14 protein-coding genes are annotated in these 13086 nt (G+C 64.3%); 9 read left to right on the top strand and 5 right to left on the bottom strand.

The window, feature by feature from the left end:
• The first annotated feature begins 12 nt into the window (after positions 1-12).
• The 3 genes from argH to lysA all read left to right on the top strand — a co-directional run bounded on the left by argH (position 13) and on the right by lysA (position 2978).
• A complete protein-coding gene (gene argH / locus AC1D0N_RS19090; RefSeq protein ID WP_477246560.1) occupies positions 13-1413 on the top strand; it encodes an argininosuccinate lyase in 1401 nt (466 codons plus the stop codon).
• Between the two features lie 70 nt (positions 1414-1483).
• The gene (locus tag AC1D0N_RS19085; protein ID WP_477246558.1) at positions 1484-1690 is read left to right on the top strand and encodes a hypothetical protein; all 207 of its coding nucleotides are present in this window, start codon (positions 1484-1486) and stop codon (positions 1688-1690) included.
• A 19-nt stretch (positions 1691-1709) separates the two neighbouring features.
• On the top strand, positions 1710-2978 hold the full coding sequence (gene lysA / locus AC1D0N_RS19080; RefSeq protein WP_477246556.1) for a diaminopimelate decarboxylase: 1269 nt from the start codon (positions 1710-1712) through the stop codon (positions 2976-2978).
• 13 nt (positions 2979-2991) lie between these two features.
• Here the strand turns inward: lysA and AC1D0N_RS19075 are convergent, their stop codons facing one another.
• Positions 2992-3294 carry an ArsR/SmtB family transcription factor gene (locus AC1D0N_RS19075; protein ID WP_477246554.1) on the bottom strand — a complete coding sequence of 101 codons (303 nt, stop codon included), beginning with the start codon at positions 3292-3294 and terminating at the stop codon, positions 2992-2994.
• Positions 3295-3346: 52 nt separating this feature from the next.
• Between AC1D0N_RS19075 and AC1D0N_RS19070 the strand changes: the two genes are divergently transcribed.
• The 3 genes from AC1D0N_RS19070 to AC1D0N_RS19060 all read left to right on the top strand — a co-directional run bounded on the left by AC1D0N_RS19070 (position 3347) and on the right by AC1D0N_RS19060 (position 7403).
• Positions 3347-4288, top strand: a complete 942-nt coding sequence (locus tag AC1D0N_RS19070; RefSeq protein ID WP_477246552.1) for a threonine/serine dehydratase — start codon at positions 3347-3349, stop codon at positions 4286-4288.
• Between the two features lie 113 nt (positions 4289-4401).
• On the top strand, positions 4402-6993 hold the full coding sequence (locus AC1D0N_RS19065) for a TIGR02302 family protein (RefSeq protein ID WP_477246551.1): 2592 nt from the start codon (positions 4402-4404) through the stop codon (positions 6991-6993).
• Between the two features lie 38 nt (positions 6994-7031).
• Entirely contained in the window at positions 7032-7403 is a 372-nt protein-coding gene (locus AC1D0N_RS19060; RefSeq protein WP_477246549.1) for a glyoxalase superfamily protein, read from the top strand.
• Here the strand turns inward: AC1D0N_RS19060 and AC1D0N_RS19055 are convergent.
• Positions 7382-8263 carry a LysR family transcriptional regulator gene (locus AC1D0N_RS19055; protein WP_477246547.1) on the bottom strand — a complete coding sequence of 294 codons (882 nt, stop codon included), beginning with the start codon at positions 8261-8263 and terminating at the stop codon, positions 7382-7384. The genes AC1D0N_RS19060 and AC1D0N_RS19055 overlap by 22 nt on opposite strands.
• Before the next feature lie 230 nt (positions 8264-8493).
• Between AC1D0N_RS19055 and AC1D0N_RS19050 the strand changes: the two genes are divergently transcribed.
• Positions 8494-9444 (top strand): DMT family transporter, encoded by a 951-nt coding sequence (locus AC1D0N_RS19050; RefSeq protein ID WP_477246545.1) that lies wholly within the window; start codon positions 8494-8496, stop codon positions 9442-9444.
• Positions 9445-9447: 3 nt separating this feature from the next.
• Here the strand turns inward: AC1D0N_RS19050 and AC1D0N_RS19045 are convergent, their stop codons facing one another.
• The 3 genes from AC1D0N_RS19045 to AC1D0N_RS19035 form a co-directional block, all read right to left on the bottom strand.
• Entirely contained in the window at positions 9448-9819 is a 372-nt protein-coding gene (locus tag AC1D0N_RS19045) for a response regulator (protein ID WP_477246543.1), read from the bottom strand.
• Positions 9820-9883: 64 nt separating this feature from the next.
• Complete coding sequence (gene hpt / locus AC1D0N_RS19040; RefSeq protein WP_477246541.1) at positions 9884-10426, bottom strand: hypoxanthine phosphoribosyltransferase; 543 nt, start codon at positions 10424-10426, stop codon at positions 9884-9886.
• Positions 10427-10521: 95 nt separating this feature from the next.
• On the bottom strand, positions 10522-11169 hold the full coding sequence (locus AC1D0N_RS19035; protein ID WP_477246539.1) for a hypothetical protein: 648 nt from the start codon (positions 11167-11169) through the stop codon (positions 10522-10524).
• A gap of 190 nt (positions 11170-11359) precedes the next feature.
• Here AC1D0N_RS19035 and ftsE point away from each other — a divergent pair, with 190 nt between their 5' ends.
• Together ftsE and AC1D0N_RS19025 are read left to right on the top strand one after the other, a co-directional pair.
• A complete protein-coding gene (ftsE, locus tag AC1D0N_RS19030; RefSeq protein WP_258607522.1) occupies positions 11360-12019 on the top strand; it encodes a cell division ATP-binding protein FtsE in 660 nt (219 codons plus the stop codon).
• A complete protein-coding gene (locus AC1D0N_RS19025) occupies positions 12012-13001 on the top strand; it encodes a cell division protein FtsX (protein ID WP_477246537.1) in 990 nt (329 codons plus the stop codon). Before ftsE ends, AC1D0N_RS19025 begins: the two co-directional genes overlap by 8 nt.
• Positions 13002-13086: the final 85 nt, after the last annotated feature.

Here is a 13086-nt window from a genome sequence, read left to right as displayed (position 1 = left end):
CGGGTTATAGCGATGAGCGACAAGAAGGCCAGCAACCAGATGTGGGGCGGACGTTTTGCCTCGGGTCCGGCCGCGATCATGGAAGCCATCAACGCGTCGATCTCGTTCGACCGCAAACTCTATGCTCAAGACATTCGCGGCTCGATCGCCCACAGCCAGATGCTGGCGCAAACGGGCATTATTTCAGCGGCCGATCAAGAAAAAATCGCTCACGGGCTGAACACGATTCTGAAAGAGATCGAGGCCGGCACCTTCGAGTTCTCGACCCGACTGGAAGACATCCACATGAATGTCGAGGCGCGGCTTGCCGATCTGATCGGCCCGGCCGCCGGCCGCCTGCACACCGCCCGCTCGCGCAACGACCAGGTGGCGGTTGACCTGAGACTCTGGGTCAAGGACGAGTGTCTGCGCGTCGCCGAGGCGCTGAAGGGCCTGATCGCGGCCTTCCTGGAGCGGGCCGAGGAGCATGCGGCAACGGTGATGCCGGGCTTCACCCATATGCAGGCGGCGCAGCCGGTGACCTTCGGCCACCATTGCATGGCCTATGTCGAGATGTTTGCACGCGACCTGTCCCGCGTCCGCGACGCCATCGAGCGCATGGACGAAAGCCCGCTCGGTGCTGCCGCGCTGGCCGGCACCAGCTTCCCGATCGACCGCCATCAGACGGCAAAAAGCCTCGGCTTCCGCGAGCCGATGCGCAATTCGCTGGACAGCGTTTCGGACCGTGATTTCGCGCTCGAGTTCCTTGCCATGGCAGCGATCTGCGCCACCCATCTGTCGCGGCTGGCCGAGGAGATCATCATCTGGTCGACGCCGCAATTCGGCTTCGTCAGGCTGTCGGACAGCTTCTCCACCGGCTCCTCGATCATGCCGCAGAAGAAGAACCCGGACGCCGCCGAACTGGTGCGCGGCAAGACCGGCCGCGTCACCGGCCATCTGGTCGGCCTTTTGACGGTGATGAAGGGCATGCCGCTGACCTATGGCAAGGACATGCAGGAAGACAAGGAATCGGTCTTCGACGCCGCCGAGACGCTCGACCTGATGCTGGCGGCGATGACCGGCATGGTGCGCGACATGACGGTCAACGCCGCCGCCATGAAAAAGGCCGCCGGCGCCGGCTATTCCACCGCGACCGACCTTGCCGACTGGCTGGTACGCACGCTCGGCCTGCCGTTCCGCGAAGCGCATCACGTCACCGGTCGCGCCGTGGCGCTGGCCGAAGAGAAAAAAATCGGCCTGGACAGGCTGTCGCTGGAGGACTTGCAGTCCATCCACCCTGGCATCACCGCCGACATCTTCTCGGTGCTTGCCGTGCAGAATTCGGTGAAAAGCCGCGTCAGCTTCGGCGGCACCGCGCCGTCGGAAGTGAGGAAGCAGATCCGCACCTGGAAAAAGCGGCTGGCGAAAGCATAGGCCGGGGTGCAATGCGCCGAAAACTCGGCTAAAAGCAGCGGCGTACAAAGAGTTTCGGACGGATGGATCGATGACCGGAAGCAGGATTTTGGTGACGCTGACGCTGCTTGCGGCACTTGCAACTGTTACGGCCTGCGGCAGGAAGGCCGGACTCGACACGCCTTACGAAGCGGCCGTGCAGGCACGCAAGGATGCCGAGCGAGCCAAGCAGCCCGTGCCGCCGGAGCCGGAAAAACCGGTCGAGGACAAGAAGTTCATTCTCGACCCGCTGCTCTGATCAGTCCGGAACCATTCTCGTGAACCATTTCGACTACCGCGACGGCGTGCTGCATGCCGAGGACGTGGCGATTTCAGATATCGCGGCCAACGTCGGCACGCCGTTCTACTGCTATTCGACGGCAACGCTGACCAGGCACTTTCGTGTCTTCGCGCAAGCCTTCGCCGGTTTGGACACGCTGGTCTGCTACGCCATGAAGGCGAATTCCAACCAGGCGGTGCTGCGCACGCTGGCAAAACTCGGCGCCGGCGCCGACGTTGTCTCGGAAGGCGAATTGCGCCGCGCCTTGGCCGCCGGCATTCCGGCAAACAAGATCCTGTTTTCGGGCGTCGGCAAGACCGCGCGCGAGATGGACTTCGCGCTCGAGGCCGGCATCCTCTGCTTCAACGTCGAATCCGAGCCGGAGCTCGACTTGCTGTCGGCCCGCGCCGCAGCCCTTGGCAAGGTGGCGCCGATCTCGCTACGCATCAATCCCGATGTCGACGCCAAGACCCACAAGAAGATCTCCACCGGCAAGGCCGAGAACAAGTTCGGCGTTCCCTGGCAGAAGGCGCGGCAGATCTATGCCCGCGCAGCGCAGCTGCCCGGCATCAGGATCACCGGCATCGACACCCATATCGGCAGCCAGATCACCGAACTGCAGCCTTTCGACGATGCTTTTGCCCTGCTGGTCGAACTGGTCGGCGCGCTGCGCGCCGATGGGCACGCCATCGAGCATATCGATCTCGGCGGCGGCCTCGGCATCCCCTACCGCGTCGACAACAGCCCGCCGCCCTTGCCCGACGCCTATGCGCAGATCGTCAGGAAGCATGTCACCAAGCTCGGGATGAAGGTGATGTTCGAGCCCGGCCGGCTGATCGTTGGCAATGCCGGCATCCTCGTTTCCGAAGTGATCTTCGTGAAGGAAGGCGACGCCAAGAATTTCCTCGTCGTCGACGCGGCTATGAACGATCTGATCCGACCGACGCTCTATGACGCGTTCCACGAGATCAGGCCGGTAGTGCAGCAGCCGGCCGCTGCGCCACGCATGATGGTCGACGTGGTTGGCCCGGTCTGCGAGACCGGCGATTATGTCGGCCTCGACCGTGACCTGCCCAGGCTGAAGTCCGGCGACCTGATCGCCATTTCCACCGCCGGTGCCTATGGCGCGGTGCAGGCCGGCACCTACAACACCCGCCTGCTGGTTCCGGAGGTGCTGGTCGACGGCGACCGCTTCCATGTCGTGCGCCCGCGCCAGACCTATGAAGAGCTGATCGGACTGGATTCAGTTCCCGACTGGCTGGAATAGAGAGCCTACGGCGCTACAGCCTGCGCTGAACGAGCAACCGGGTTTCGGAAATCCTGTCCTCGTCACGGCGGTAGAATGTCCACTGCTTGATGCGCTTGGCGCGCAGAAGACCGGCCTGGGTGAGTACGCGCATATGTTCGCTGAGCGTCGCCTGGGTGATGCCGAGCTTTTCGGCGATCAGCAGCGCGCAAACGCCATCCTCGACCAGATCGCCATCCAACTGGCGTGGGAAATGGGCGCGCGGATCCTTCAGCCAATCGAGGATCTGTAGCCTGCGCTCGTTGGCGATCGCCTTGAAGACATCAACCTCTTGCATTTAGCCATTTTGCTAAGTTACTAAGCAATGTCAATCTTGTCAGGAGCGCACCATGCCGGACGGCAACACAATCACCCGCGAGCGCATCGCCGCGATGGAGCCGCGCATCCGGCCCTTCGTGCGCCACACGCCGACACTGCGGGTCGACATGGCCGATTTCGGCCGCCCCGCCCATGCCGTCGACCTGAAGCTCGAAAGCCTGCAGCATTCCGGCTCGTTCAAGGCGCGCGGCGCCTTCACCAACCTGCTTGAACGTCCGGTGCCCAAGGCCGGCGTCGTCGCCGCCTCGGGCGGCAACCATGGCGCCGCGGTCGCCTATGCCGCCATGCGGCTCGGTCACAAGGCAACGATCTTCGTTCCCGAAGTCAGCCCGCAGGCAAAGCTGGACCGCATCCGCGGCTACGGCGCCGATCTGGTTGTCGGCGGCGCCCGCTATGCCGAGGCCCTGGCTGCCAGTGAAAGCTTCGCGGAAAAGACCGGTGCGCTGCAGATCCACGCCTTCAACCAGGCGGAAACGCTGGTCGGCCAAGGCACGCTCGGGCTCGAGATCGAGGCAGACCTGCCCGAACTCGACACGCTGCTGGTCGCTGTCGGTGGCGGCGGCCTGATCGGCGGCATCGCCGCCTGGTTTGCCGGCCGGATCCGCATCATCGCCGTCGAGCCCGAAGGGGCTCCGACACTCTTCCGCGCTTTGGAGGCGGGCCAGCCGGTCGACGCACCGGCGGAAGGCATCGCCGCCGATTCGCTGGCCCCCAAGCGCGTCGGCGAAATGATGTTCCCGATCGCCGAGGCCTTCGTCGAACGCTCCCTCCTGGTCAGCGACGACGACATCATCGCCGCACAGAAAGCGCTGTGGGACCGGGTGCGGATCATCTCCGAGCCGGGTGGTGCGGCCGCCTTCGCGGCGATCCTGTCCGGCCGCTACGAACCATCGCCAGGCGAGCGTGTCGCCGTGCTGGTCTGCGGCGCCAACGCAAATCCGGCGAATTTCTAGGCGCAACCGCGACAAGACCTGTTCACGTTTTAACTGCCGCCTCGCCTTTGCCGTGTTTGCTGGTAAACTTCCGTTCGTGAGTCCGGGCTATCCCGCCCGGACAGGAAGGGCCGATGACGCAACGACCCACTTCCAGCAGCGATCGCGGCCTGGCCGGGCGCCTTGCCTTGAGCCGGCTGGCGACGCGGGTCTCGATGACGGTCGAGCGCGGCTGGCCGTTGCTGCTGCCGCTGGTCATCGTCGCCAGCCTGTTCCTCAGCATCTCCTGGCTTGGCCTCTTCCCCCGCTTGCCCGACATGGTGCGCATCGGCCTCGTCGCCGCATTCGCCATCGCCGGCCTTGCGGCACTCTATCCGCTGCGTTTCTTCAAACTGCCGTCCGCTGCCGAGATCGACCGCCGCATCGAAGCGGCCAACAATTTGCTGCACAGCCCCGTGCTGGTGCAGACCGATCGGCCGAGCGGCAAGGAAAGCGGCTTTTCGCAGGCGCTGTGGCGCGAGCACCAGAAGCGCATGGCCGACCAGCTCGGCAACCTCGGCGCCGACCTGCCGCGCACGCGCGTGCCGGAGCGCGACCCATGGGGGCTGCGCGCGGTGGCTGCCCTTTTGTTGGTCACCGCCTTTGCCTTTTCCTTCGGACCGTCGGGCGGCCGGATAGGCGACGGCTTCAATGCCCATGCGGCACGCGACACGGTTCCGCCGCGCATCGATGCCTGGGTGACGCCGCCTGCCTATACCGGCAAGCCGCCGGTCTTCCTCACCGCTGACGCCAATCAGGCCGCCTTGACCTTTAACGTTCCGCAAGGCAGCGACGTCTCGCTGCGCGTCACCGGCGGTTCGGGCGAGGAAACGCTGAGCTACGCCGACGCCAGCGGCAACGCCCGCATTATCGACCCGGCCGGACCGAAAGCCACCACGGCCAAGCCGGCGGCCGCCACGCCCAAGCTGCGCCAGTTCACCGGCAAGCTGACTGCTGACGGCACGCTGACGCTGAAATCGGGCGAAGCCGACCTTGGCCACTGGGCTTTCACAGTGATCCCGGACAAGCCGCCGCAGATCCATTTCGTCGGCGAACCAAAGCGTGCCGCCAACGGCGCCTTCGAACTTAGCTACCAGATAGACGACGATTATGGCGCGGCCACCGGCAAGGCGGTTTTCGCGCTGGCCGACCCGCAGGCGCCCACCGCCCACCCGCTCTACGGCCCGCCCGAACTGCCGCTGGCGCTGCCGCGCCGCGGCGGCAAGACCAACGTCGCCAAGACCACCAAGGACCTGACCGAGCACGTCTGGGCGGGCGACAGCATCAAGCTGACGCTGGTCGCCACCGACGATGCCGGACATACCGCAACCAGCGAGACCAAGACGCTGGTGATGCCGGAGCGGCCATTCTCCAATCCGCTGGCAAGGGCGGTGATCGAGCAGCGCCGCCTGCTGGCGCTCGACGCCAACGCCAAGAACCACGTGCTCGACTTGATGGACGCGATCACCATCCGCCCCGAAGACACGTTCGACAACATGGCGCACTACCTCGCCATCATGAGCGCCCGCAGCCGGCTGAAGATGGCCGACAGCGACGATCAGCTGCGCAACGAGGTGTCCTATCTCTGGGAAATCGCGCTCGGCATCGAGGAAGGCAATCTGTCGGCCGCCGAGAAGCGGCTGCGCCAGGCGCAGCAGGCGCTGCAGGACGCGATCAAGAACGGCGCCAGCGATGCGGAAATCGAAAAGGCGATGAAGGAACTGCGCGAGGCGATGAACGAGTTCCTGCAGGAATTCGCGCAGCGCGCGCAGCAGAATCCGAACGCGCCGCAGATGCAGCAGAACGGCCAGGAACTGCGCCAGAGCGATATCGACCGCATGATGGACCAGATCGAGAATCTGGCGAAATCAGGCGATCGCGACAAGGCGCAGGAGTTGCTGTCGCAACTGCAGGACATGATGAACAATCTGCAGGCCGGACGCCAGCAACAGGGCGACCAGCAGGACAGCGAGATGCGCCAGCAGATGGACAAGCTGGGCGAGATCATGCGGCGCCAGCAGGAGATGATGAACGACACCTTCCGCATGGACCAGATGCAGCGTGGCCAGCGTCAGCGCGGCCAGAACCGCGACGAGCAGCTCGGCGAAAACGGCGGCGGTGGACAGGATCAGGACAAGCCCGGCCAGGGTGACGACCGCGACCCGCTCGCCCGGCAGAAGCCGATGACGCCGCAGGAGTTCGCCGACGCGCTGAAGCAGTTGCAGGAAGGCCAGGGCAAGCTGCAAAGCGACCTAGAGCAACTGAAGAAGGGTCTCGAAGGCCTGGGCATGGAGCCCAATGAAGGATTTGGCGAGGCCGGCAAATCGATGGGCAATGCCGAACAGGCGCTCGGCGAGGGCGAAGGCGACCAGGCCGTCGGCCACCAGGGCCGAGCGCTGGAGGCGCTGCGCAAGGGCGCCAAGGACATGATGAAACAGTTGCAGGCCATGCAAGGCGACCAGGGCGGCAGCGAGCAAGGCGGCCGCCAGCAGGACGCCGACCGTGATCCGCTCGGCCGGCCGCGCGCTACCAACGGCCCTGACGACGGCAACTCGGTGAAGGTACCGGACGAGATCGACGTGCAGCGCGCCCGCCAGATCCTCGAAGCGATCCGCAAGCGGCTCGGCAATGCGCTGAGCCCCGATATCGAGCGCAGCTATCTCGAGCGGCTGTTGGAGCTCAAATAACCACCCTGCCCCTGAACCTATCGAACGGTTGCAACGCCATGCCGAAACTCGGCGCGATCACCCCCATTCTGCGCATCTTCGACATCGCCAAGGCGCAGGAATTCTATGTCGGTTTTCTCGGCTTCGAAATTCAATGGGAGCACCGCTTCGACGACAACGCGCCGCTCTACATGGCGGTCCGCCGCGACGGCTGCATCCTGCATCTCAGTGAACATCACGGTGACGGTGCGCCGGGCGCGGCCTTGCGCATTCAGGTCGAGGACATCGCGGCACTGCATCGCGAATTGATCGGCAAGAAATACCGCTTCGCGCGGCCGGGTCTCGAAGACACGCCGTGGAAGAGCCGCGAGATATCGGTCACCGATCCGTTCGGCAACCGGCTGCATTTCTACGAGGAAGCGGCTGGCTGACCCTGCCTGTTGACGAACGCCTCGCGGATTGCCTCCTCCATGCCGTCGATCGCCTCGCCCGACGCATTCGGATTGCGGTGCATCACGACATTGGAGGCATCGATGGCACCAAAGCCATCGGCCAATGTGAGTTCGCGACAACCATCGGGAATGTTGCTGCGCGAAATCGGCGCGATTGCCAGCCCTGAGGTGACAGCGAGTTTCAGACCGCCGGTGGTGTCGCTGGTGTAAGCGACACGATAGGCAAGCCCCCGTTGCTCAAGTGACTTGATGGCGAAGTCCTTGCACCAACCTGCCCGGTTGTAGAGGGCGATCGGCACCGGCTGTTCCTCATGCATGTGATGCAGGTTCGACGTCACCCACACGGTCGGGTCGTGCATCAGCACTTCGCCGCCGGAGGGGTCCTGCCATTCGAACACCACGCAGAGATCGAGTTCGCCGGCGGCGAGCGCCGCCGTCTGCGCCCCCGAATGGGCGTAGCGCACCGTCACCTCGACCTTGGTGTGACGTTTCGAAAATGCGCCGAGCGCGCGCGAAAGAATGGCGTGGCCATATTCCTCGGGAATGCCTATGCGCACAGGACCGCCAAGCGGCGCTGCCACCATCGACGCCGCAGTCTCGTCGAGCAGCGAGACGATACGCCGGGCGTTGGCGATGAGCTCACCGCCACGCCGCGTCAGCGCCACGCCGCGCGAGCCGCGCTCGAACAGGCTGTCGCCGACCATGCCTTCGAGCTTCTTCATCTGCATCGAGACCGCCGACTGGGTACGGCCGGCCTGCTCCGCCGCCTTGGTAAAATTGCCGGTTTCGGCCACCGCGACGAAGGTGCGCAGGAGATCGCTGTCGAGCGTCGGCTTCATGTTACTCGCCATAAGAAAATCTGATTGCTGGTATCATTCCAATTCGTTTGCAACATGTCAAACGCCGGAGGATAGTCAGCTCACCCATTGGATATGCGACTGCGAAAGCGGCCGCGGACCAATTTGTAGAGTCCTCACTCGTACCCGCTGCCCGAAACGGTGGCGGGTTCTTTTTGACCCTGAGCGAACAAGGCTTCGGGTGATGCGCGCAGGGAGCCGATTGGAACGACATGCAGAACCGGATCGTCCTTGGCATCATAAGCCTCTGCCTTGGCGTGCTGGTGTTCTCGCTCCAGGATCCGCTGGTCAAGGCCGTATCGAGCACCTATCCGGTGACTGAAGTGATGGCGATCCGCTCGATCGTCGCCCTGCCCATCCTGATCTTTCTCGTCCACATCGATGTCGGCTTGCCGGCGATCCTGTCGAAGCGGTTTGGCATGCTGACGGCGCGCGCCTTCATCCAGTTCTCATCCTACACGATCTACTATCTGGCCATCGCCGCTTTGCCGCTGGCCGACGCGGTGGCGCTCTATTTCATGGCGCCGCTGTTCATCATGGCGCTGGCCGGCCCCTATCTTGGCGAACGCGTCTCCTGGAAGACGCTCACCACTGTGCTGATCGGCATGCTCGGCGTTCTCGTGATGGTGCGCCCGGGTGCCGGCCTGTTCGACTGGGCGGCGCTGCTGTCGCTCGGCTCGGCGCTGCTCTACGGTTTTTCGCAGCTGATGGCGCGCAAGATCGGCGACACCGAATCCTCCACCGTCATGGCGTTCTACCAGAACGGCGCCTATCTGGTCGGCGCGGCCGTGGTTGCCGGCATGTTCCGGCTGGCCGGCATCACCCATGCCGTCCACCCCAGCCTCGAATTCCTGGTGCGGCCATGGATCTGGCCGGCGACGCCGGATTTTCTGAAGATGGCTGCTTGCGGTTTCGTCGCCTCGGCCGGGATGATCCTGCTCTCGCAGGCCTATCGGCTGGCGCCCGCCAACCGCGTCGCCACCTTCGAATACACCGGCATCATCTGGTCGCCGCTGTGGGGTTTCCTGTTCTTTGCCGAAGTGCCGCGATCGACGACCGCGATCGGCGCGGCGGTTATCGTCGGCGCCGGCCTGCTCGCCCTCAACACCGAGCGACGCAAGGGCACAACATCTGCGCTTGTTGCAACCGGCGACGCGGCATGACCATCAAGCGAAGCAGGCGAGCGCCTTTTCGACGCGGGCGCGGATTTCGGCCAGCGTGAACGGCTTCTGCACGACGTCGAGGATGATGCCGTTCAGTTCCTCGGCGCGTTCGCGCTGGTCGGCATAGCCGGTCATCAGCAGGATCTTCATCGTCGGGAAAAGTGCGGCGGCCGCCATGGCCATCTCGATGCCGTCCATCTCCGGCATGCGGATGTCGGAGACAACGAGGTCGTAGCCGCCAAGTGCCGCGCGAATCAGGGCAAGCCCTTGCGCGCCATCGGCGGCAACGGTGACCGAATGCCCGTCACGTTCGAGCGCGCGGGCGGCGAGGGTGCGGACGGACTCATCGTCCTCGACGATCAGAAGCTTTGCCATGGGCAGGATACTTGACGGGGAAAAGTTGACTTTTCTGAACCGCAAAAGCATCAAAAAACAAAAGTCAGGCGTCGCCTTTGACGATGCCGACGAACGGCAATTCGCGAAAGGCATGCGCCACGTCCATGCCGTAGCCGACGACGAAGTAATCGGGGCAGTCGAAGCCGACATAGTCGGCGTTGAGCGCCGTTTGGCGGCGCATGCGCTTGTCGAGCAGCACGGCAATGGCACAGCTTTTGGCGCCGCGCGACAGCATCAGCTCGCGGGTGAAGCTCAGCGTCTTACCGGATTCGAGGATATCGTCGATCAAAAGCACATCGCGGCCGGCGACCTCGTTGTCGATATCGCGCAGCACCCTCACCTCGCCGCTGGTGGTGCCGGCGCCGTAGCTGGAAATGAAGATGAACTCGACCTCGGGCGACAGGCCGACATCGTGCATGGCGCGAATGAGATCGGCGGCGAAGATGAACGAGCCTTTCAGCACCGAGATCACCAGCAGGTCATGGTAATCGTGTTCGGCGATCTCCTTGGCGAGCTCGAGATTGCGCCGCGCAATGGCGGACGCCGAGAACAGCACTTCGATGTCCTTGCCGCGCACGACTGGCATTTTTCGCCTCTCCAAGATGCTCGTCTACTACGCCCCTCGCGCCAGGGTGTGTTGAAATTCAGGTCAGGCCGGCATCATCTGAATATCAATACACCCTAGTCGGCGAAGGCGACCGACACGGTCCTTACCCCGCTTCTAGGCAGGTCGAGGCGGCTGGCAAAGCCAAATCTTTCGCCCGGCCCCAGCGAACGGTCGGATGTCCCCAACCTATAGCGGGTGATGTGGCTGTCATTGCCTGTGACGCGGATTTCCAGCGCTGGCAATTGCGCGGGCTTGGCCCCTTCATTGGCGGCTTCGCCATCGACGAACAGGATCGGCGTCGGCCCGGACGCGTCGACGTGCGAGGTGACGCCTGAAAGGCGGAGTGCGGCACCGGCCGGCTGTGCGGCAGCCCAGAACGGCGTCTGGCGCACCAGAGCGTGGCCGCCCGAGACCCAGAAGGCAGCCAAAGCGGCACTGACGCCGGCGATCCAGAAGATCGGCCCGCCGCGTGCGGCCGGCAGCCGGCCTAGTGTGGCTTCCGGCTTGCGCAGCATATCCATGCCTTCGATCGATGGCGCGGCAATGCTGCGCGGCAGCGGCGACGGCACGGCTTCCGCCGTCGCGGCAAAGCGCGGCAGCACCTCATAGTCGGCATCGATGATGTCGGCCGCCGGTCCACGCATGATGTGTTCCGGTGCGGGCGCTGACCCGGTCATGATTTCGCCGGAAACCGGGCGCGCCGTTCGATCGTCAGCCATCACGGCCCCAGTATTGCAACACGTTCGCTCTTCGTTTCTTTTGCGTAAACGGAAATGGTTAACGCTTCCCCACCGGAACCTCAGTGTCGACCCGAAAAAGCCCCAAAATTAACCAAGGGTTAACCATGCCGGCCGATGGTCTTTTCACAGAAATGGCTGGCTCGTTGCCGCCGAGAGTTTCAGGTCGTCGAACGTGATCCGCTTCGAAAATGTCGGCCTCCGCTATGGCATGGGTCCGGAAATCCTCCGTGACATCTCCCTGCACATTCCGGAGCGCTCCTTTCAGTTCCTGAGCGGCCCTTCGGGCGCCGGCAAGACGACGCTGCTGCGCCTGTTGTTCATGTCGCTGAAGCCGACACGCGGGCTGATCACCATCTTCGGCAAGGACCGTTCGCGCATTTCGCGCAACGAACTGCCGCATCTGAGGCGCCGCATCGGCGTGGTGTTCCAGGATTTTCGCCTGCTCGACCACATGACCACCTATGAGAATGTGGCGCTGCCGCTGCGCGTGCGCGGGCGCGAAGAGGCAAGCTACCGCACCGACGTCACCGAGCTGTTGAAATGGGTCGGCCTTGGCGAACGCATGCATGTGCTGCCGCCGGTGCTGTCCGGCGGCGAAAAACAGCGCGCCGCCATTGCCCGCGCGCTCATCGAACAGCCCGAGATCCTGCTTGCCGACGAACCCACAGGCAATGTCGACCCGCCGCTGGCGCGCAGGCTTTTGCGGCTGTTCATCGAGCTGAACCGGCTGGGCACCGCTGTGGTGATCGCAACCCACGACCTCGGCCTGATGGAACAGGTCGACGCGCGGCGCATGATCCTGGCCGGCGGAAGGCTGGATATCTATGACTGACCTGTCCGCCGACCATCTCCACGACCAGGACATCGAGCAGGCCGAGGCACCGCAGCGTGCCCAACGCAAGATGGCGCCGATCGTGCCGGCGCAGAACATTGCCGGCCGGGCGCTGGTGCTGGTCATCGCCATCATGACCTTCCTGTCGTGCCTGACCTTCGGCGCGGTGACGCTGGTGCGCGACACGGCTTCCGTCTGGGAGAACCAGATTTCGCGCGAGGCGACGATCCAGATCAAACCGGCCGACGGCCTCGACATGGAGGCAGCCCTTGCCCAGGCCTCGCAGATCGCCGGCGAATTCCCCGGCGTGAAGGCCACCCAGATCATCGACCGCGAGGCAACGGCCCGCCTGCTGGAGCCGTGGCTAGGCTCGGGCCTGAACATCGACGAGCTGCCGGTGCCGCGTCTGATCATCGTCACCATCGATGAGAACAGCCCGCCCGATTTCGCTGCCATGCGCGCGGCGATCACCCCCAAACTGCCGAGCGCCTCGCTCGACGATCACCGCACCTGGGTCGACCGGTTGGTCGCCATGGCCCGCACCACGGTGACCATCGGCATCGCCGTGCTGGCGCTGATGCTGTCGGCAACCGTGCTGACGGTGGTGTTCGCGACGCGCGGCGCCATGGCCGGCAACGGCCACATCATCGAAGTGCTGCATTTCGTCGGCGCCGAGGCGCGCTTCATCGCGCGTGAATTCCGCCGGCACTTTCTCGTCACCGGCATGAAGGGCGCAGCCGCCGGCGGCGCCGCGGCGATCCTCGTCTTCATCGTCTTTTCCTGGTGGTCGTCTCGCAACATGGCAACGCCGCAGGCCGACCAGGCGACCGCTTTGTTCGGCAATTTCGCCATCGGCTCGGCGGGCTATCTCGGCGTCGGCCTCATGGTGCTGGTGATCGGCGCGCTAACCGCGGCAACGTCCCACGCCACCGTCGTCGCTTATCTCAGCGACATCGATGTTCGCCAACCGGATGGAGGCTAGTGCGTGTCGCCCGACGGTGGGAACCGGGCTTGGGGCAACGACATGCATCCAGGAAAAGATCACGGATGAAGACTGCCGTAACGCA

The organism is Mesorhizobium sp. P2_E10, from assembly GCF_056404235.1.
Note: the sequence above shows the minus strand (reverse complement) of the source record. Positions and strands in the feature narration are given on the sequence as shown.

Coding starts and splice junctions, on each gene's coding strand:
- AC1D0N_RS19065 (WP_477246551.1), top strand. CDS start 4,402: ATGACGCAACGACCCACTTCCAGCAGCGATCGCGGCCTGGCCGGGCGC.
- AC1D0N_RS19085 (WP_477246558.1), top strand. CDS start 1,484: ATGACCGGAAGCAGGATTTTGGTGACGCTGACGCTGCTTGCGGCACTT.
- argH (WP_477246560.1), top strand. CDS start 13: ATGAGCGACAAGAAGGCCAGCAACCAGATGTGGGGCGGACGTTTTGCC.
- AC1D0N_RS19025 (WP_477246537.1), top strand. CDS start 12,012: ATGACTGACCTGTCCGCCGACCATCTCCACGACCAGGACATCGAGCAG.
- AC1D0N_RS19055 (WP_477246547.1), bottom strand. CDS start 8,263: ATGAAGCCGACGCTCGACAGCGATCTCCTGCGCACCTTCGTCGCGGTG.
- hpt (WP_477246541.1), bottom strand. CDS start 10,426: ATGCCAGTCGTGCGCGGCAAGGACATCGAAGTGCTGTTCTCGGCGTCC.
- AC1D0N_RS19045 (WP_477246543.1), bottom strand. CDS start 9,819: ATGGCAAAGCTTCTGATCGTCGAGGACGATGAGTCCGTCCGCACCCTC.
- AC1D0N_RS19060 (WP_477246549.1), top strand. CDS start 7,032: ATGCCGAAACTCGGCGCGATCACCCCCATTCTGCGCATCTTCGACATC.
- AC1D0N_RS19075 (WP_477246554.1), bottom strand. CDS start 3,294: ATGCAAGAGGTTGATGTCTTCAAGGCGATCGCCAACGAGCGCAGGCTA.
- AC1D0N_RS19050 (WP_477246545.1), top strand. CDS start 8,494: ATGCAGAACCGGATCGTCCTTGGCATCATAAGCCTCTGCCTTGGCGTG.
- AC1D0N_RS19070 (WP_477246552.1), top strand. CDS start 3,347: ATGCCGGACGGCAACACAATCACCCGCGAGCGCATCGCCGCGATGGAG.